The 17222-nt window shown below is 53.3% G+C and carries 21 protein-coding genes; 5 read left to right on the top strand and 16 right to left on the bottom strand.

The annotated features are described in order from the left end of the window. Positions 1–823: 823 nt before the first annotated feature. Complete coding sequence (locus tag ABJN75_RS11515; RefSeq protein WP_348439735.1) at positions 824–1282, top strand: hypothetical protein; 459 nt, start codon at positions 824–826, stop codon at positions 1280–1282. Positions 1283–1722: 440 nt separating this feature from the next. On the opposite strand, the gene ABJN75_RS11510 is transcribed toward ABJN75_RS11515, so the two are convergent. The 13 genes from ABJN75_RS11510 to ABJN75_RS11450 form a co-directional block, all read right to left on the bottom strand. Next, positions 1723–2469, bottom strand: a complete 747-nt coding sequence (locus ABJN75_RS11510; RefSeq protein WP_348439734.1) for a DsbA family protein — start codon at positions 2467–2469, stop codon at positions 1723–1725. Next, positions 2466–2948 carry a cytochrome c gene (locus tag ABJN75_RS11505; RefSeq protein WP_348439733.1) on the bottom strand — a complete coding sequence of 161 codons (483 nt, stop codon included), beginning with the start codon at positions 2946–2948 and terminating at the stop codon, positions 2466–2468. The genes ABJN75_RS11510 and ABJN75_RS11505 overlap by 4 nt, the downstream gene beginning before the upstream one ends. Further along, positions 2948–3613 (bottom strand): L,D-transpeptidase, encoded by a 666-nt coding sequence (locus ABJN75_RS11500; protein WP_348439732.1) that lies wholly within the window; start codon positions 3611–3613, stop codon positions 2948–2950. Before ABJN75_RS11500 ends, ABJN75_RS11505 begins: the two co-directional genes overlap by 1 nt. Positions 3614–3619: 6 nt before the next feature. Continuing rightward, a complete protein-coding gene (locus ABJN75_RS11495) occupies positions 3620–4084 on the bottom strand; it encodes a DUF411 domain-containing protein (RefSeq protein ID WP_348439731.1) in 465 nt (154 codons plus the stop codon). Beyond that, the gene (locus tag ABJN75_RS11490; protein WP_348439730.1) at positions 4077–4382 is read right to left on the bottom strand and encodes a hypothetical protein; all 306 of its coding nucleotides are present in this window, start codon (positions 4380–4382) and stop codon (positions 4077–4079) included. Before ABJN75_RS11490 ends, ABJN75_RS11495 begins: the two co-directional genes overlap by 8 nt. A 130-nt stretch (positions 4383–4512) precedes the next feature. Further along, positions 4513–4866 carry a hypothetical protein gene (locus tag ABJN75_RS11485; RefSeq protein ID WP_348439729.1) on the bottom strand — a complete coding sequence of 118 codons (354 nt, stop codon included), beginning with the start codon at positions 4864–4866 and terminating at the stop codon, positions 4513–4515. A gap of 61 nt (positions 4867–4927) precedes the next feature. Beyond that, on the bottom strand, positions 4928–6334 hold the full coding sequence (locus tag ABJN75_RS11480) for a multicopper oxidase family protein (protein WP_348439728.1): 1407 nt from the start codon (positions 6332–6334) through the stop codon (positions 4928–4930). After that, positions 6327–7217 (bottom strand): cytochrome c, encoded by an 891-nt coding sequence (locus ABJN75_RS11475; protein ID WP_348439727.1) that lies wholly within the window; start codon positions 7215–7217, stop codon positions 6327–6329. Before ABJN75_RS11475 ends, ABJN75_RS11480 begins: the two co-directional genes overlap by 8 nt. A gap of 4 nt (positions 7218–7221) precedes the next feature. Beyond that, positions 7222–7833: a cytochrome c gene (locus ABJN75_RS11470; RefSeq protein ID WP_348439726.1), complete on the bottom strand. Its 612-nt coding sequence runs from the start codon at positions 7831–7833 to the stop codon at positions 7222–7224. Positions 7834–7863: 30 nt separating this feature from the next. Beyond that, positions 7864–8208 carry a hypothetical protein gene (locus ABJN75_RS11465; protein WP_348432692.1) on the bottom strand — a complete coding sequence of 115 codons (345 nt, stop codon included), beginning with the start codon at positions 8206–8208 and terminating at the stop codon, positions 7864–7866. A gap of 7 nt (positions 8209–8215) precedes the next feature. Beyond that, positions 8216–8527, bottom strand: coding sequence for a cytochrome c (locus ABJN75_RS11460; protein ID WP_348439736.1), 312 nt, complete (start codon positions 8525–8527; stop codon positions 8216–8218). A gap of 107 nt (positions 8528–8634) precedes the next feature. Next, entirely contained in the window at positions 8635–9027 is a 393-nt protein-coding gene (gene cueR / locus ABJN75_RS11455; RefSeq protein WP_348432695.1) for a Cu(I)-responsive transcriptional regulator, read from the bottom strand. Positions 9028–9038: 11 nt separating this feature from the next. After that, a complete protein-coding gene (locus tag ABJN75_RS11450) occupies positions 9039–11549 on the bottom strand; it encodes a heavy metal translocating P-type ATPase (protein ID WP_348439725.1) in 2511 nt (836 codons plus the stop codon). A 160-nt stretch (positions 11550–11709) separates the two neighbouring features. Here ABJN75_RS11450 and ABJN75_RS11445 point away from each other — a divergent pair, with 160 nt between their 5' ends. Continuing rightward, entirely contained in the window at positions 11710–11913 is a 204-nt protein-coding gene (locus tag ABJN75_RS11445; RefSeq protein ID WP_348439724.1) for a heavy-metal-associated domain-containing protein, read from the top strand. 49 nt (positions 11914–11962) lie between these two features. On the opposite strand, the gene ABJN75_RS11440 is transcribed toward ABJN75_RS11445, so the two are convergent. Beyond that, positions 11963–12613, bottom strand: coding sequence for a class I SAM-dependent methyltransferase (locus ABJN75_RS11440; RefSeq protein ID WP_348439723.1), 651 nt, complete (start codon positions 12611–12613; stop codon positions 11963–11965). An 84-nt stretch (positions 12614–12697) separates the two neighbouring features. Next, positions 12698–13258: a hypothetical protein gene (locus ABJN75_RS11435; RefSeq protein WP_348439722.1), complete on the bottom strand. Its 561-nt coding sequence runs from the start codon at positions 13256–13258 to the stop codon at positions 12698–12700. A 68-nt stretch (positions 13259–13326) separates the two neighbouring features. Between ABJN75_RS11435 and ABJN75_RS11430 the strand changes: the two genes are divergently transcribed. The 3 genes from ABJN75_RS11430 (at position 13327) to ABJN75_RS11420 (ending at position 16349) form a co-directional block, all read left to right on the top strand. Beyond that, complete coding sequence (locus tag ABJN75_RS11430) at positions 13327–13860, top strand: Crp/Fnr family transcriptional regulator (protein ID WP_348439721.1); 534 nt, start codon at positions 13327–13329, stop codon at positions 13858–13860. 731 nt (positions 13861–14591) lie between these two features. Further along, the gene (locus tag ABJN75_RS11425) at positions 14592–15068 is read left to right on the top strand and encodes a hypothetical protein (RefSeq protein WP_348439720.1); all 477 of its coding nucleotides are present in this window, start codon (positions 14592–14594) and stop codon (positions 15066–15068) included. A gap of 537 nt (positions 15069–15605) precedes the next feature. After that, a complete protein-coding gene (locus ABJN75_RS11420; protein WP_348439719.1) occupies positions 15606–16349 on the top strand; it encodes a hypothetical protein in 744 nt (247 codons plus the stop codon). A 377-nt stretch (positions 16350–16726) separates the two neighbouring features. On the opposite strand, the gene ABJN75_RS11415 is transcribed toward ABJN75_RS11420, so the two are convergent. Continuing rightward, the coding region (locus tag ABJN75_RS11415) for an AraC family transcriptional regulator (RefSeq protein ID WP_348439718.1) at positions 16727–17222 on the bottom strand (496 nt) is incomplete at its 5' end.

Below are 17222 nucleotides of genomic sequence, written 5' to 3'. Positions count from 1 at the left end.
CAACGGCAGCCCCTCAGGTGAAAACTGCAGCCCAACAGATCGCCCAGGCCCGCATGAAAGGCTATGAAGGCGAAAGCTGCTCTGAATGCGGCAACTTCACGATGGTCCGCAACGGCACCTGCTTGAAATGCGACACCTGCGGCGGAACGTCTGGGTGTAGCTAAGTGCGGTGATATCTGGCTGTCCCGAGTCGCATAGGATGGCCATTTTAGGCCAATAAGCTGCGCAAACGGCCCCGAAACACAAAAACCCGCCCATGGGAGACGATCGGGCGGGTTTTCTTTATCATCGGTTGGAATTGTCGGATTCGGGGCCGGAAAGGGAATGTCTGCTAAGGAGCCAACAAATGGCGGAAGTGGACATACAATTGGATTGCCCGCTCGGCTACTTACGGCCCACAGCCGACTTTGGTCGTCAATGCAGCGAACGACCGCCTCGAGCCCTTCTTGACCAAAACCGTGCTCAGCACCAATGTCTGCTAACGATGGACACATAAGTTTTAAGCTAGGGTTTGTTTATGGTGTCAAATTGCAGGGCCGTTGTCGCATTGCTCTTTTTTTGTTTTGGGCTATCGGCACCCGTCCAAGCGCATTCACCATACTTCGGCCAAAGCGAGAGGGTCGAACATCCAGATTTTGGATTTGTCGAGTTTGCCGTTTTGTACGGGGACGGCATATTCTTTGCTGATCCCTCGCGAGTAGTTGTCTTTGACAGCGAAGGGTACCTGCTCGCTTCTACACCCCAGTCCGAGGCGCTATCTATTCGTTGCGCTGGGTTAAGCGGTTTGCCTACTTGCCGCGTTTACGACGAGTTGCGGGGAGTCTTGCTTGAACCTGATTACAAACAGTGGGCGCGCAGCAGAATAATCGAGGAAGAAGGCAGGCCACCTCGAGATGCATATCCAGAATACATGGAAATTGAATATGGTTTCACTGAACGTCCAGCAACAATCCTTGAAAGGTTCGCTTTTGAGGGAATAGGCGTTTTGAGGTCACCCATTCGCTCTGCTCTGTCAGTACTCTGGTGGGCATTGGCCTGGTCGTTTATTGTGCGTCCTGCTTGGAGATGGAAGCGTAGAAACTGGCAACTGAGACCTCTCAAAGTGCCCTCAATTGCACTAGGTGTTCTTGGCCTGCTCGCATTCGTGGGAATGGGTCTTGTTGCGGTGTATGGCTGGTTAATGCAGCCATACTCGCCTTATTTTTTCTTATTCGCTTTCGTCTCGGGCGCACTTATTGCCGCAGTTCTGACGCGACCGAAAGTCGCCGTTCAGAACGATTGATCCTTTGGTTGCTTTGTCCGCAGAGCTTCCGTTGGTCCGAGGTGCAGCGAACGGCCGCTTCCCGCCCTCTATTGACCTGCGCGTGTCGTGCAACGAATGGCTGCTTTTCAGATCGGGCTGAGATCCAGAGAACCTCCGAATTGGGAGCGCAATGCAGTCGTTGCTCAAAGGAGCTTACGGCCAAAATCACTCTCCCCATCCAGATTTACATAAAATGAAGTCCCCTGCCCGGATTCGCATAACGTGCCTTATGGAAATTGAGAATTGTAGCGGACACTTTCATTGACAATGCCGAAGTTAAATGACGGCACAATTTTGCTATCGTTGGATTATTCTACTAACACCTAAACACTGGCCTATATCTTTTCTTTCTGGCCTTTTTTTAAGCATTCAAAGTCTGCTGTTTGAACTTTTTTGCCCTTCCCGCTGTCCTCAACGTATTACTCTTTCGCTTCCCGCGCCTCGCTGACTGCCGCTGCCAGCTGTGCCTGTGTTGGCAGACCCGGCAAAACTGTATCGCCGATGACGAAGGATGGGGTGCCGGTGATGTTGAGGCCCTCCGCCAGCTGCATTGAAAGAAGTATGTGGTTGTTCACTTCTTCTGCCTGCATATCGGCGCGGAGTTTTTCGATATCCAGACCAACTTCCTTGGCGATCTCGAGAACAGATTCTTCCTCGGCCCGGCCTCTGAAACTCATCAGCGCCCAGTGAATTTCTTCGTATTTATCCTGGTTTCGTGCAGCCAACGCAGCGCGGGCAGCAAAGACAGAGCCCTCGCCCAGCACGGGCCATTCGCGGAACACAACGCGAATATTGGGATCGGTTTTCAGCAGTTCCTCAATCAGCGGCTTGGCGCGTTTGCAGTAAGGACAGTTGTAGTCGAAGAATTCAACCAGTGTGATGTCGCCCTCGGGATTGCCTATAACTGGCGCATTAGAGTCCTGTTCCAGGTTGGCGCGCTGCGCTCTTAAGGTAGCAACCACAGCTGCCTGGTCGCGCTCGCGCTGCATTTGCTGCAAGCGCTGGATTGCAAGCTCGATAATTTCCGGATTTTCCAGAATTGCTTCCAGGGCAAGTTCCTTCACTTTTTCCTCGGACATCGTTTCAACGGTGTCTGCGAATGCAAGCGTCCCCACCGACAAGGGTGCGAGAAGCAGAATGCAGAGTTTCAAAAGCAGGCGTTTCATTGATTTGTGTTCCTTGCACGTTCGTTCATCATGTCGTGCCGTTCTCTGATTTCGTCTGGCCATTGGGCCTTTATCCAGGAGAGAACGGCGATGATCTCCCGGTCGGTCAGGGTTTCGTCGAAGACGGGCATGTTGGACTGAAAGTCATCAAGTCCAACCGCTTTCGCCGTCCCGAATTTCGTGACCCGGAACAGCAGGTCGTCGGCATGGTGCCAGGTGTGACCGGTTTCATCGTGAGGAGGTGCCTTGAGCGTGCCGTCGTCATTCGGCGATTGCCAGTCCTCTTCGCCTTTCAAATCGGCTCCGTGGCATGACGCACAACTCTGCGCGTATATCTCGCCTCCTTGGCGCACCATGGTTTCGTCATCTGGCTGCAACTGACTGTCCGCTGAACCAGCACCGCTGACCGCGTAAAGTCCGGCGGCAACCATCAACAAAATCCCGAAAAACCAGGACCAAGGCTTAAAAGCTTTGCCCATCACAGCACCACGACCGGGGTTCCGACAGGAACCCGTCCATGCAGATCAATGATGTCCTGGTTCATGAGACGTACACAGCCGCTGGAAACCGCTGTTCCGATCGTCCAGTATTCGGCCGTGCCATGGATCCGGTAAAGCGTGTCTTTGTTGCCTTGGAAAATGTAAAGAGCGCGGGCCCCGAGCGGGTTCTCAAGTCCGGGCGGCATTCCCCCGTTCCTCCAGCTCCATTTTTCGAGTTCCGGCTCCCGTTCGATCATCTCGTCGGGCGGTGTCCACTTCGGCCAGGCGGATGTTCGGGCAATCTTGGCCCGGCCCGACCATTCAAAGCCTGCACGGCCCAACCCCACGCCGTAGCGCATGGCCTTGCCATTCTCCTGAACGAGATAAAGGTAGAAGTTGCTCGTATCGACTACGAGTGTCCCGACCCGCTCATTCGTCGGATAATCGACCTGTTGCCGATAGAACCGGTCAGGCACCTTTTTCAGATTGATCGCAGGAAGCGGAAACCGTTCCTCCGGCATCGCACGATACATGGAAAGGTAAGCTGGATCCTGAGACAGAGGCAGGGGCACTGGTGTGGATGTATTGGAGACGCAGCCGCTGACGGCGAGCCCGGCGAGGCTCGCCGTGCCGGCAAGAAAGGTTCTCCTTGATAGCCTGATCATGGAGACCTATTCACCTGCGGTCATGTAGGGTTGCGGCGGCTCAGACGGCTTCGTGTTTAACGAATAAACCGTATATTTGGCTGACGGATGGTTGCCCATGCCAAGAGATCCTTGCGGCATACCGGGAACGGCAATACCGCGAATGTCAGGGCGTTCAGACATCATCTTGTTGATTGCCTCCAGGGGAACGTGCCCTTCGAGAACATATTTACGATCGTCACCAATGACAGCGGTGTGGCAACCTTCCATTTCGGCCGGTACACCTGCCTGCTTCTTGATAGCCGTCAGATCTTCCATGTCTTTCACGACCACATGGTAACCGGCTTTTTCAACAGCATCCGTCCATACCTGACAGCAACCGCACCACGGTGTTTTGTATACCGTTACGGTTTTGTCTTCGTCGGCCAGTGCCGCGCTGGAAATTAAGACCAGCCCGGCCAGGGCGACAGCAGAGAGTGATAGTCTAGTCATCTTTTTGATCCTTGTTTGCTGTGCTGTGGCATGACTTGCCCATGAACCGGTGCATGACGACATGCATACCGAGACAACCAAGTACGGGTGCGGCCAGTAGAAGTGTTTCTCCCAGTGACTGACCAGCAGGAGCCGTAGCAAAAACAATCGCCGCTCCTGTGACCATTGCGGCACAGCAGGCCATCATTAACAGGGAGTGTCCGCTGAACTGTTTTTTCACTGGGTTGTCACGGGCAGCCCTAGCCTTCACACGAGGCACGGCTCCCGGGATTTGCGTTGTATTTTCCTGAATGCTCATTCGGCATTTGCCTATTTTTCAAGGCGAATGGTGCCGAGCCAAATAACCAGCTGATATCGGGTTTCACCATTCGTCCTTCCAAACCTTTGACACATCCGGAGTTCGAATAAGCGAACACCGGTTCGAAGCGTCAAACGCGTTTGGGAGGGTGGTCCTGAGGCAAGGAAAGCACTGCGAAGAGAAGAGAAGTTTGACTATGCTCCGGGGAGTCGAGCGATGCGATCAACATGTCCACGTTGCTCATAACAAAAGACACGCAGTCCGCTCCGCAACCAGACAACTTTGAGCCTGAACTTGTGTCTCCGGTCTTTTCACAACATTTCATATGATGAGAATGCGCATTATCTGCGGCTTCCAACTGGCCGTGGTCAATACCAGTCGCATGTTCAATGCCGCTTGTCTCCATTTGCGCAGCACTGAACGCAGCGGCCGTGTGGACCCCTGAAAAAATGACGATCAGCAATGCGACGAGAAAACTGCGCATATTGCGTCATTACTCCACATTCATCATCAGTACCACTCCCTGCCGAACACAGACGGGTGATCTAAACGACTTCGAACCAAGTGTTCATTCCAGCCGCAGCATGTTCCAGCATATGGCAATGGAACAGCCATTTACCGGGATTATCTGCCACAAAGGCGATCCTGACGCTTTGATCTGGCCCAATTGCGAAAGTGTCTCGCCATGGACGGCCATCATCAATTGTCGCCCCTTCCCGTTCGATTACCCTGAAATGATGACCATGGACATGCATTGCGTGCACAAAGGAAGTGTTGTTGAGCACTTCCAGGATGACGCTTTCACCACGATTGATGGAGAAAAAGGGGTCCTCGGCAAGATTGGCAACCCCGTTGAATGCCCAAAGTTGGCCGGTTCTCGGAAAATCTTCACCGGAAAGCACTTTGCCATTGTAGACCGTTTCGACCATGCGCCCCATGGCACCGCCGGTCATGTCGAGAACAAATGACCGGGCATTGTCCAGATCCGGTTCCGGGATCGGGTTTGGTTTCAAGGGTCGGTAAACGTTCTCTTCTGTTTGGCGCTGCTGAACCTTGAAAAAGATAAATGGATACGGCGTATCACCTGATAGTTCTTCCAGAGCAAAATCAGACTTGGCAGTAACCAGCAGGTCCATGCGTTGAGCCGGAGCCAGCAGCATAGGCGAATAGGCGGGCGTTTCCGGCTCCAAAAGCGGTTGTCCATCATACGCCAGGATCTTTGCATCAAACCTGTTTGGGTCGATATCAAAGATCCGGGCGTTCGCGGCGTTGATCAGTCGCAATCGATAGGTTTGCCCGTCAACCAATGAGATTTCTGGACGGCTCTTGCCGTTGACCGTCAGAAAATTGCCGAACCGACCACCATGGCTCCAGTCCATGAGATGTCCAAGGCTTTCAACGTCGAGGCTTCCATCATTGCGAAGCCGCCAATCATCGATGACGAGTGTCAAATCATGGTCCGGATCGAAGGCTGGCGTGGCTTCGTCGACAATAAGCGAACCATAGAGCCCGCGTGCGACCTGTTTCCAGCTCTTGTTGTGTGCGTGATACCAACAGGTGCCAGCATCCGGCACGACAAAGTCGTATTCAAATGTCCCGCCGGGTTGGACCGGTTCCTGGGTGAGACCAGACACACCGTCCATCGTGTTGGCAATCCGGATGCCATGCCAGTGAATGGATGTCGGCTCTTCCAGATTGTTTTTAAGGCGAACTTTGACCCGTTCTCCGACCTTCACTCTGATTTCCGGCCCGGGTGTACTTTCATTATAGAGCCAAAGATCGGAGGCTTCAGCTTCCGGGCGGTACAGTTTCGTTGCAGTTGGCCCTGCGGTGATTTCGAGAAAACCATCGTCCGCATACGCTGCGTTGAAAAAGGGCCGTCCCGCATAAGCCGCCGTTGCAACCCCAGCGGAGATCAAAAGATTTCGTCTACTGATCATGGCGTTATTCATCTCTCTCCAGTAGGTAAGTCGCGATGGCTTTCCTGTCCTCTTCAGACAAAAACGCCGTACCATCCCTCACGACTTCTCCCATTGAGCCACCAAACACATCGCCATCCGGCATCACTCCCGTCTGCAAGGCATAGGACAATGAGCCTACCGTCCAGCCGCCCTCCCTTAAAGATGAAGCGGTAATCGGCGGCGATTTGCCGCCGTCTGGCAACTTGTCTGCCCCATGCAAATAGAGCTCAGCCTGCCGGGCGCCAAGGAGGTTTCTGGGCGTGTGACATGCTCCGCAATGAGCAGGCCCTTCTACGATGAACTTGCCCCGGTTCCACGTTTCGTTCCTGCTGGGATCGGGCCGAAAGGGTTCGGTGCCGAGAAATGCGCCACGCCATACTTTCAGACCAGACCGGACATTGAATGGCGGGACCATTTCATGGGCCTTCGAGGCTTCCGCAACCGGAGGAACGGTTTGAAATGCCGCCCATAAATCGACAACGTCCTGATCAGAGAACTTCGCGTAAAACGGATATGGAAAAGACGGGTAGTAAGGATCACCGTTCGGAGACACACCTTGCCGGATAGCCTTGGCAAAGTCCTCTAAAGTCCAGGCCCCGATACCGTTCTCAAGGTCAGTGGTCAGGTTGGGGGAATAAAACGTGCCAAAGTCAGTCGGTAGTTTCAAGCCACCCGCAAGCGGCTTTCCTCCACCTTCAAAATCCGTATGACACGCGATACACCCCGACATGCGTGCGAGATAGGCGCCGCGTTGCGGATCGCCCTGCGTAGTCTCGAGTTCAACCGGTTTTCCTATGGGCCAATAGTGCAGCCCGGCGAACCCCGCTCCTGCTATCGCAAGAGCGGAGAACGCACCAACAAGCCAGATCCGCACGGGTCTACTTTTTCTCGATACGGAACTTTGTGTGACACGCCGAGCACGTCTGTGCTGTCATGTTAAAGAGCCCTTGTACCGGCATTTGGGCAAGCAGCTCAGGGTTCTGCATGTGCGACGGGTCGCCCATCATGCCACCCTGGCCCATCATGCCGCCCTGGCCCATCAAGCCACCTTGGCCCATCATGCCGCCCCTGGCGCCCGGTGTGGAAAGTCCGTTGTCTGCGGCTTCTCCCAGAGCGGTTGCGAACAGTTTCAGTTGCCCGGAAATGCCGGAAAACTCTTCCCAGTTGGACCAAATCTCGGGCTTGGCTTCTGAAGGACCTTCAATGCTGCCTTCAGGAAACTGCTTCGTCAGCGCTTCGCCGGAATGGCTTTGAAGGACTTCAGCACCCTTTCGAACGGCCTCAGCGTCATACTCGGTTTCACCGCGCATCATTGCGGAGAGTGACTTCATGACTTTGCCCATGGCACCCATGGCATCCATGCGTTCTTTGACAATTCCAGTGGCGCCACCATGCGCCACAGCAGCAGCAACGCCTGAAACAACAAGCGCTCCCGAAAGAAATAATACGGATAGTTTCATTGGATTCTCTTTCCTGTAACCAGAATACATGGCGGCTTGAACCACCGTTTTGCGCTGGGACTAGGAAAGGTGTCGTGGGGGCGGAGGTTCGACGGCGCTGGATTTTAACAGAACCCACCCCGCCTCAATGATTTCAACGTCGCCGGGGGACGTGGGCGAAATCGGTTCAAATTCACATGTCAAAGCAAGCAGGTTGGCTCCGCAATGAACTGTCTGCACATCAGCTGACCCGAATTCACCGTCATCGGTGTCTGCATGATGATGATCTAAAGTATCCGCATGCTCGTGACCTGCATGGTCATGCCCTGCCACCGTATGATTGAACGTGGCCCCACCGACCAAAAACATCAGAACTGCAACTGACATCAAAAATCGTCTCAGGAATGTTGGCAGGGCGCTCTTCATTGGACCTTCACTGAATTCCGTTCGCTCTTTGAACAAGACGGACATATGCAACAATCCGCTCAACTTCCTGCTGGGTCAAGCCTTCGACCGGGGGCATGTTCCCGAATTGCCAGTGATGCGCACGAACACCCTGCTTGACGGCGAGAAAAAACGATCCGTCGGCATGATGGCCCGGTTCATAGATTTTGTGTACGAGCGGAGGAGCAACACCTTGCTGTCCAGCAGCGTTCACGCCATGGCAACTGGCACAATTATCGTTGTATGCCCGCTCACCGAGTTTTGTGGTTCCGTCGAGGGGTGGGACGACGACCTCAACCATCGCCTGCCGCTGCGCACCCGAAAGTTCACTGGACTGTTTTCCAAACAGTAGATAGCCTCCACCAGCGATTAGCGCCACACACAGCAAAAGCAGAAGATTCCTTTGCATCAGGTTTGCTCCCCCGCAAGGTCTTCAAGAATGGGGCAATCCGGGCGGTGATCTCCGGCACATTCATCGATCAGATGCGCGAGGGTTCCACGCATGGACTGTAATTGCGCGATTTTTTCATCGATCTTGTGCAGATGGTCTTCCGCCACGCGTTTGACCTGTGCACTCTCCCGGCCATCGTCTTCGTAAAGTGCCAGGAGCGTTCGGCAGTCTTCTATAGTGAACCCGAGCTCGCGGGCTCTGCCTAGGAACGCGAGTTTGTGCACTTCTATCTCGCGAAAAGCCCGGTAGCCGTTTTCGCTGCGCGGCGGGGTGACAAGGCCAATATCTTCATAATAACGGATCGTCTTCGCGGGTAAGCCAGACCTGCGGGATACATCTCCTATATTCATGGTTGCCTCCACTATTCTGCCGCCGCCGGGATCTGCGCCTGTGCCGGTCTCTCCAAAACTTCCTTTTCATCCATGGACGGCTTGATGCTTCTCAACCGCAGTGCGTTTGTCAAAACGAATACCGAAGAGAGCGCCATCGCACCAGCCGCCAAAACCGGGGAAAGAAGCACCCCGAGCGCGGGATAAAGCACGCCTGCTGCCACCGGTATGAGCGCCGTGTTGTATGCGAATGCCCAAAAGAGGTTTTCCCTGATATTGCGCATCGTGCGCTTTGATACCTCGTGGGCGTTGACCACGCCGCGCAAGTCGCCCGACATCAGGACAACATCCGCAGATTCAATCGCAACATCAGTTCCGGTTCCGATTGCTATCCCGACATCCGCATGGGCCAACGCGGGCGCGTCATTGATACCATCGCCCACAAAGGCGATTTTCTTTTCTGATCCGCGAAGGGTATTCAATGCAGCGACCTTGCCATCCGGCAGCACTTCGGCGACTATGGTATCAATTCCGGTTTCCGCGGCAATTACCTCCGCGGTCTCACGTTTGTCACCGGTGATCATCGCTACCTGTAGGCCTTGTGCATGAAGAGCGGCAATAGCATCCCTGCTCGAAGGCTTGACCGGATCAGAGACCCCGATCACCGCTGCAACCTGTCCATCAATTGCGGCAAAGAGCGCTGTCCGGCCTCGTCTCGCAAAATCCGCTTCCCGATCTCTCAGGTCGTCTATCGCAATGTTTTCCTTGAGCATCAGTCGATCGGCTCCGACGAGAACTCTCTTTCCCGACACCAAACCGCTGACACCATGCCCGGTGATTGACGCAAAGTCCTCCACGTCCAGGCGTCCTCCCCCTTGCAGGGAAGCTGCGCGCACAATTGCTTCTGCCACGGGGTGTTCCGACCGGCTTTCAACGGCGGCAACCATTTCCAGTACGGTCTGGCGGTCAAAACCATCTGCGAGCACCATATCGGTCAATTCCGGTCGGCCTTGAGTAACTGTCCCGGTCTTATCGAGCGCGACAACACTGACTTCCGCCAACTGCTGAAGCGCGTCGCCTTTACGGAACAACACACCCATTTCCGCGGCCCGCCCAGTCCCGACCATGATCGATGTGGGGGTTGCCAGCCCCATCGCACACGGACAGGCAATGATCAGCACTGATACGCCGGCAACTAGCGCGAAGGTCAGGGCAGGATCTGGGCCAAAAATCAGCCACGCGACAACTGTGAGAGCTGCCACCAGCATCACGGCGGGGACGAACCAAAGGGTTATCTTGTCAACCAGTCCCTGGATCGGTAGTTTTGCACCTTGCGCTTCCTCCACCATCCGGATGATCTGCGAAAGCGTTGTGTCGGCTCCAACACGGGTTGCCGTGAATTGCAAGCTGCCGGAACCATTGACCGTGCCTCCGGTGACCTGCGTTCCAGCGGTCTTTTCAACCGGAACCGGCTCTCCGGTAATCATGCTTTCATCGACATGCGATGAACCTTCAGTGACATCGCCATCAACGGCGATCCGTTCGCCAGGACGGACAACAATCGTGTCGCCGATTGCGAGGGCCTCGATGGACACCTCGACTTGCTCACCATCCCGCAAAACTCTCGCCGTCTTCGCCTGAAGACCCAGAAGTTTTTGAATTGCGGCGCCAGTTCTCCCCTTTGCCCGGGCTTCAAGAAACCGCCCAAGCAGGATCAAGACCACGATCACAGCAGCTGCTTCGAAATAGACCGCTCTAACTTCGTCCGGGATCAATGCTGGAAGGAACGTTGCAACGACAGAATAGATATAGGCCGCGCCCGTACCGACCGCGACCAGGCTGTTCATATCCGGTGCGCCCTTCAGCAGCCCCGGAAAGCCTTTGGTGTAGAAGCTTCGCCCTGGGCCGACCAGGACAATGGTGGTCAGGATGAATTGCAATACCCAACTTGCTTGCTGGCCAATTGTCGCATCCATCCAATGATGCATGCCCGGAACGACGTGGCTTCCCATTTCGATGATAAAAACCGGAAGCGCAAAGGCCGCCGCGACGGCCATCTTTTGAAAAAGCTCCTGCGCTTCTTGCTGCTTCCGCTCGCTGCGGTCTCGCGTTGCACCGGCTTCAGCAAGCGTTGCAGGATATCCGGCTGCGGCTGAGGCCTCCATCAGTGCCTGGGGTGAAACGGCACCCTCAGCATAGATGACACTCGCAGTTTCGGAGGCAAGGTTTACATTCACATCCACAACGCCGGGTACAGCTTTAAGAGCACGGTCCACACGGCCGATGCAGGATGCACAAGACATCAATCCAATGTTCAGCGTGACTGTCTGCGTACGTGCTGGATAACCCAACTCTTCGAGCTTAGCGATCACACTTACCGCCTGCTCGGCGTTTTCTACCGACAGGTGTGCGGTTTCTGTCGCGAGGTTCACGGCAACGTCTGTAGCGCCTTCAATTTCGGAAAGGCCACGCTCCACCCGCCCAACGCAGGACGCGCAGGACATTCCCTGGACGGACAATGACAGTTTGTATTTCGAGGACATAGAAGGTCCAATGCGAAGTAATTCGGTGCTCCTCACATGGGGCTTCCAGCCGCTGGAAGGTCAATAGTACATCTCAAATATTCTTATAAGTAGTTCTACCGGTTGACCTTCCCCCAACAAGAACCTCCATAAACCATGCGTTTACCGCAGGAGGTATTTCATGAAATTCAAAGTTCCGGACATGAACTGCGGCCACTGTGTCGCGGCAATCGAGAAGGTTGTACTAGCAACAGAGCCAACAGCCACGATCTCCTGCGATCTTGAGACACGCACGGTCGAAATCGAAGGCCCGCAAAACCATGATGAGATCGTAAGTGCAATCCGGGACGCCGGATACGAACCCTCGCGGCTCGCTTTGGTTTGATCCCGACCCGTTAGTGCAGGTGCGCAAACGTTCTCATAAAGACTTCAGTTCATTCAGCGGTGGCACAATCAGTCGTCTTGTTCGGTAACTTTTCAAAGAAGCTGAATTGGAAGGACTGCGGGCTCCCCCACGGGGTAAAATGCCGGACCTGTCGCTGCGCTCTCAATCCAAATCCTGAACCGAGTGTTTCCGAAAGGCTTTCGGGACTATACCGAACGACCGGCAAACCACTGCATTTCTCGGGCCCATCAAGTGCAAACGTCGCAATTATAGCATGCCCGCCAAAGCGAAGACTGGTCGACAGATTGCGCAGATAGGCGGATCGGTCACTCTCATCGACAAGAAAATGAAATACCGCTCGATCATGCCAAAGGTCATACTGACTTGTGGGTGCCCAATCGGTGATATTGGAAGCGACCCAGGTGACTTTTTCACCTTGGTCCCCAAGCCTTTGGCGAGTCATGTCGAGAGCAGATCTGGAAAGATCCAAGACAGTTATGTCGATCACACCCTCTGAAAGAAGGGAATCGACAAATCTCGATGTTCCGCCGCCTACGTCTATTACTTTTGAAGTGACCGTGAGGCCTGCTTTTTTTGCCATTTCAAGAGAAGTCTCTGGTTCCTCTTGATGCCAGCTCATTTCAAAGTCGTTTTTGTTTAAGTAAACCTGTTCCCAATGTAGCGTCAGGTTTTCATTCATTCAGATTGTCCCGTACTGAAATCTCTTCAGTTGATTTAGTCACGACGTGGGTGGAATTCCAGCGGCCGCTCGGATTTCATAATTTCAGTGCGGATTGTGCCCCCGCGCAAGTGCCAGGTGATGGCTTTGGTGATGCATGCCAAGCGTCATGACGCCGATAAAACCAAGGCCCTGGATCCTGGTCGCGTCCGCGGCAGGTCCGGTTACCGTCAATACGGCCCCTTCTGGGACCTCTTCCGCGCTCAGGTTCCAACCGAAGGTTCCCGACATTTCGAGGCTGTGTGCCAAAACCATGTTCTTGATGGATTGACGCACATTCTCCTGCCTAGATGTAACCTTGAACCGGGCGCCGTCATCCATGTGTTCCACTGCAACTTCTGAACGAAGCGTGACATTGTCCATGTCAGCCAGATGAATGCGCAAAGCTTCAAGATCAACGTTGTCCCAATCTGTCTCCGGGTCGGAAATCAAGAGCGCTACAATTTTCTGAAGTGTCGCAAAGGCGCTTTGACCTAGCTCTTTGGGTATTGAGGCGTTTGAAGTCTGATGTTGGTGCATAGCGGCGTGACTGTGTGCTGGTGTTTCAGCAAGGCTGGGGCCGATGACCAGTGTCATAACCATCGGCAGCGTCAAAAGGTGTTTCATGAGCACTTCTCCCTGTTTCGGTCTTCAGGGTTTACCCGGGGCGCATCCCCATACATATGATAGCAATCATGTCTGATTGGCTTTCACAGGTATTCTCGGATGCAGTCCGGAGATCATATGGAAAAGGCGAGCGCCTCTTTCATACGGGCGATAGCATCTTGAACGTGTTTTTGGTTCTGGACGGCCAGATCGATCTGATCCGAGTCACCCCTTCGGGGAACGAGATCGTGTTGCACAGCGCCGGTCAAAGCACGGTTCTCGCCGAGGCCTCTGTCTATTCAAAGGTCTACCACTGCGATGCGATTGCCCGCAGCGAAGCTACAGTTGCACAGCTTGGAACGAACGTGTTCAAAGACCGCCTGGCATCCAACCGGACCTGGGGGGAAAACTGGGCAGCCAGTCTTGCTCATTCCGTTCAACGGGCACGATTGAACACGGAAGTCCGTAGCCTGAAAAAGGTATCCGACCGCTTCGATTTCTGGATGTCGGTCAATCCCGGTGCCTTTCCGGAAAGACAGATCAAGGACATCGCCGCGGAAATCGGCGTGTCACCGGAAGCGCTTTATCGCGAACTGGCGAAGCGGCGGGGAAAAGACGCCTAACTCGACTGCACCTAAACAGTCAGAATCCAGAAGTGGACATCTGTTCGATTAGTGACAAACGTCCGCTAGCCGCCGCCAAAAATTCTCTGCATCTGGAATGAATGTCAGCTATCGGAATGCGTTCTCAAATTGTTAAACGGCTGAATTGGGAGCGCATAGCGCGTATTGAAAATCCGAATTCAACTTAAACTCCAATGAGGCCGAAGAGACGGTATTCGTTTCATTGCGCTCAAACCTAATTCACCTATGAAAATTGTAAAAATTCACAATAAGATCGATCCGTTAACCTTTTGTCCGGGTTAATCCGGAAAAACAGACCCTGCCGAGTCGCAGGAACCCAGAATGAGCATACAGAACACCCGTTATCTTCTTGATACTTCTATGATAAGTGAGTTTGCCAAGGACTCATGCCAGCAGCACGCAGGCCTGCGTATTTGGTTAACTCACATCCCAGAACACGCACTTCACGTCCCCTATGGAGCTGCCTTGGAGATCGAGCGTGGCATCGTCTGCTTGCGACGAACCAATCCTTCTAAGGCGGACATGCTGGATCTCTGGTTTCACGACCTGAGAACAAAACTCCCGTTCATTCCAATGTCCCTTAAGGCAGCCAGGATATGGGGAGGCCAAGCGTTGGGGGTTGGAGCTGGCGCGCGACATCAAAGACTGGAAACGAGCCAAGATCTCCTGGACCGAGGTAGACAGCCGAATACCAAGAGCAGCCTCTTGCGGTGGAGTTCCTTTGGCCCGATGGGCGCATTGGCAAGCACACGTTTGATGCGCTTCGAGTGGACAAAAATGGGCTGCGCGTTGCCATCGACGTGAAGCTGAAAAATCGGGTCGTCAGCTCCGGAATTGAAGAGATTCAGCAGCTGATCAAAGAGCAGGTCGGAACCGACTTCGCCGACGTTTATGTGATCCGGACTGAGGAGCACATTCACGAGGACGACGTGGCCGATGCCGAACTTGCCCTGCGCGCCTTTCAGTTCAGCTGCGCAACTTCAGACGCAGTGATCGCAGGGCTTATTGCCGGCCTCCACGGATGGTGCCGCGTACGCGATCTCGTTGCGGCGGCGGGTATGGGGGCAAATGGATGCAGCCGATCGTGCACGACGACGAACTCACGCGTTTCAAGAACGAGTATGTGTCGTTGTCCGGCCTGGCTCGGGAAAAGAAGGAACATCATCGCAAGGTCAAGAGAGTGTTGACCGAGGCTGGAGTTCAACCAGTCGCTGACCCGGATCTTATCTTCCACTCGCTCTACCGAAGGGCCGATCTCCCCTAGTCCATCCCGGCATCTTCTCGGATATTTCGTTGCCCCCGGCCCTTTTGGTCCGGGGGTTTTCTTTTGCGTGCAATCAATCCGGAAACAAATCCCCGAATAGTGAGGCAACTTCGTGCGCGCAATCGGTGAGTTACGGTGAAGCGTCAATTTTTAACCCATTGATTCAATGAGTCTTTCTTATGGAGGTGAGCGAGATATAATGACGCGTCAGGCCCGGGCGGACTGCCCGGTTTTTTTAACAAACTGGAACAAAACGGGAATTCATTGAAAGTTCCTTATTTAAAAAGCCGAACTACTGACAATAGTAGCCCGGCTTTAAACACGAAAATCCGTTAAGGCATTCGTGGGATGAGAAGTCTGACTTCCCAACACTGTAGCAAGGTTGGTTTTACACAGAGTCGCATTTCAAGTCGAGTTGGCCTTGGCATTATCCAAAGCACTTTGTGCAGAAAGAACTATCATGGCCAATTTTTACTTTTCAGCCAGCAAACTCATCGAATACGCCTTTGCCTCTCCACAACGGCGTCATACGATTATAAAAAATGCACTCACTCCACCAAATTACATCCTTGATACAAAATACAGAGCGATTGAAATCGCGAGCTCGCACTATCTAGCTTCAGGCTGTAAGAACTCCGATCGCTTGGCGCAGCTTGATGCTACATACCTAAAACAAAATTACAATTCTGAGCATCAAGAGAACCGACTGCTGAATGCTCATGATGCTATAGAATGCGTGACTAGTATGGATTGGGTGCTACCCGAAAATGCGAACAGTAAGCTAGGAAAAAACCTGCCTAAAGACTTCAATATCTCAGGTCTTGATATAAGAGTAAAACCGAGTGCAATATTTTCCAGAAATAACCCAGCTCTTGCTTTACCTAAAATTGGAGTCGCAAAAGCTTATTTTTCCAAAACGTTCCCTTTGATAACTTACAGCAAAAACGAACCAGCTGTTCTTTATGGCGTTCTATTACATTGGTATGTTGAAAGTACCTTGGGGGATATTGGAGAAGCGTCGCCGGAACTTTGTATCATTGGTGACGTATTTCAGGAAAAAACGTCCGTTGCTCCGAAACGTTTTAAGCAACGCAGAAAACAATTGGAAGCGCTTGCACAAGAAATATGTGACCGAGTTGCCCCCATCCGAAGTCGCATCGATGCAGTAGATACCCGCCCATTAATTGCAAGCGAAAAGAAATAAACTTAGCTTAGCTGAGAAATCTCCCACGCAGGTTTCTAACGTCCATTGCTCGGTTCTCCGCGCCCAACAAACACCCCGCCCATCGGAGACGATCGGGCGGGTTCTTTGTTTTAATTGCGAACGCAATCCTCCGTCTTTCTAAACATAACGATGGACCACTTCAAAGGGGGAGGATCACCTGTATCGGCCGTGAGCACGATGTCACCCGGCTCGAGGAGTTCGACCTTGATCCGCTTCATGGTATGGACAGGCTCACTCATTTCGGCAACCTCGTGTCAAAACAAATGCTCGCGACCTACCTTTAGCAGCGCCTATTCAAAAGCAATCAGCTTATCTGGACCCATAGGCGCTAACGGGATACATTATTTTCGAATTCTTCAGTCGTAAATCTTGTCCAGCTCTCGAAAATCCTTGGGGGCGTAGCCGGTGTGGAGTTTAAATTCACGGGACATGTGGGATGGGCTGCTGAAGCCCAGGTCTTCTGCAAGGACCGACAATGGCAACTCGGATGAAAACAATTCCCGTTTCACCAAGGCGATCCGTTTCTTGCGAACGTAATCCTGTGGTGAGGTGTCAAATGTTTCCTGAAATTTTCTAACAAAGTGCGATCTGCTCATGCCAGCCAGCTTATGGAGCTCGGATACCTTCACGCCTTTGCGAAGATTGTCCGCGACATGCCGTAGGACAGGCGCCATGCGCCTCACGTCCTGTTGGCGTTTGAGGTCGCGGTGTTTTGCGCGCGTGTTGAAATGTGGTGACAGTAAAGACAGGATTTGACTACGCACCATGATTTGGTCGGCAAAACCCTTGCTTGCCAGCTTCTCGTCGATTTGTGTCATCGACTGGAGTGTCGCGTCGTATGAAGGCGCCTCA

This window comes from Hoeflea sp., assembly GCF_039975035.1.
In the GTDB taxonomy this organism is placed as follows: Bacteria; Pseudomonadota; Alphaproteobacteria; order Rhizobiales; family Rhizobiaceae; genus Hoeflea.
The sequence above is the reverse complement of the archived record's forward strand: the minus strand, read 5'-3'. Positions and strand labels throughout refer to the sequence as shown.

Excerpts from the sequence above, each read along its gene's own strand:
- ABJN75_RS11510 (WP_348439734.1), bottom strand. The coding sequence starts at position 2,469 with ATGAAACGCCTGCTTTTGAAACTCTGCATTCTGCTTCTCGCACCCTTG.
- ABJN75_RS11505 (WP_348439733.1), bottom strand. The coding sequence starts at position 2,948 with ATGGGCAAAGCTTTTAAGCCTTGGTCCTGGTTTTTCGGGATTTTGTTG.
- ABJN75_RS11500 (WP_348439732.1), bottom strand. The coding sequence starts at position 3,613 with ATGATCAGGCTATCAAGGAGAACCTTTCTTGCCGGCACGGCGAGCCTC.
- ABJN75_RS11495 (WP_348439731.1), bottom strand. The coding sequence starts at position 4,084 with ATGACTAGACTATCACTCTCTGCTGTCGCCCTGGCCGGGCTGGTCTTA.
- ABJN75_RS11490 (WP_348439730.1), bottom strand. The coding sequence starts at position 4,382 with ATGAGCATTCAGGAAAATACAACGCAAATCCCGGGAGCCGTGCCTCGT.
- ABJN75_RS11485 (WP_348439729.1), bottom strand. The coding sequence starts at position 4,866 with ATGCGCAGTTTTCTCGTCGCATTGCTGATCGTCATTTTTTCAGGGGTC.
- ABJN75_RS11480 (WP_348439728.1), bottom strand. The coding sequence starts at position 6,334 with ATGAATAACGCCATGATCAGTAGACGAAATCTTTTGATCTCCGCTGGG.
- ABJN75_RS11470 (WP_348439726.1), bottom strand. The coding sequence starts at position 7,833 with ATGTATTCTGGTTACAGGAAAGAGAATCCAATGAAACTATCCGTATTA.
- ABJN75_RS11465 (WP_348432692.1), bottom strand. The coding sequence starts at position 8,208 with ATGAAGAGCGCCCTGCCAACATTCCTGAGACGATTTTTGATGTCAGTT.
- ABJN75_RS11460 (WP_348439736.1), bottom strand. The coding sequence starts at position 8,527 with ATGGTTGAGGTCGTCGTCCCACCCCTCGACGGAACCACAAAACTCGGT.
- cueR (WP_348432695.1), bottom strand. The coding sequence starts at position 9,027 with ATGAATATAGGAGATGTATCCCGCAGGTCTGGCTTACCCGCGAAGACG.
- ABJN75_RS11450 (WP_348439725.1), bottom strand. The coding sequence starts at position 11,549 with ATGTCCTCGAAATACAAACTGTCATTGTCCGTCCAGGGAATGTCCTGC.
- ABJN75_RS11445 (WP_348439724.1), top strand. The coding sequence starts at position 11,710 with ATGAAATTCAAAGTTCCGGACATGAACTGCGGCCACTGTGTCGCGGCA.
- ABJN75_RS11440 (WP_348439723.1), bottom strand. The coding sequence starts at position 12,613 with ATGAATGAAAACCTGACGCTACATTGGGAACAGGTTTACTTAAACAAA.
- ABJN75_RS11435 (WP_348439722.1), bottom strand. The coding sequence starts at position 13,258 with ATGAAACACCTTTTGACGCTGCCGATGGTTATGACACTGGTCATCGGC.
- ABJN75_RS11430 (WP_348439721.1), top strand. The coding sequence starts at position 13,327 with ATGTCTGATTGGCTTTCACAGGTATTCTCGGATGCAGTCCGGAGATCA.
- ABJN75_RS11420 (WP_348439719.1), top strand. The coding sequence starts at position 15,606 with ATGGCCAATTTTTACTTTTCAGCCAGCAAACTCATCGAATACGCCTTT.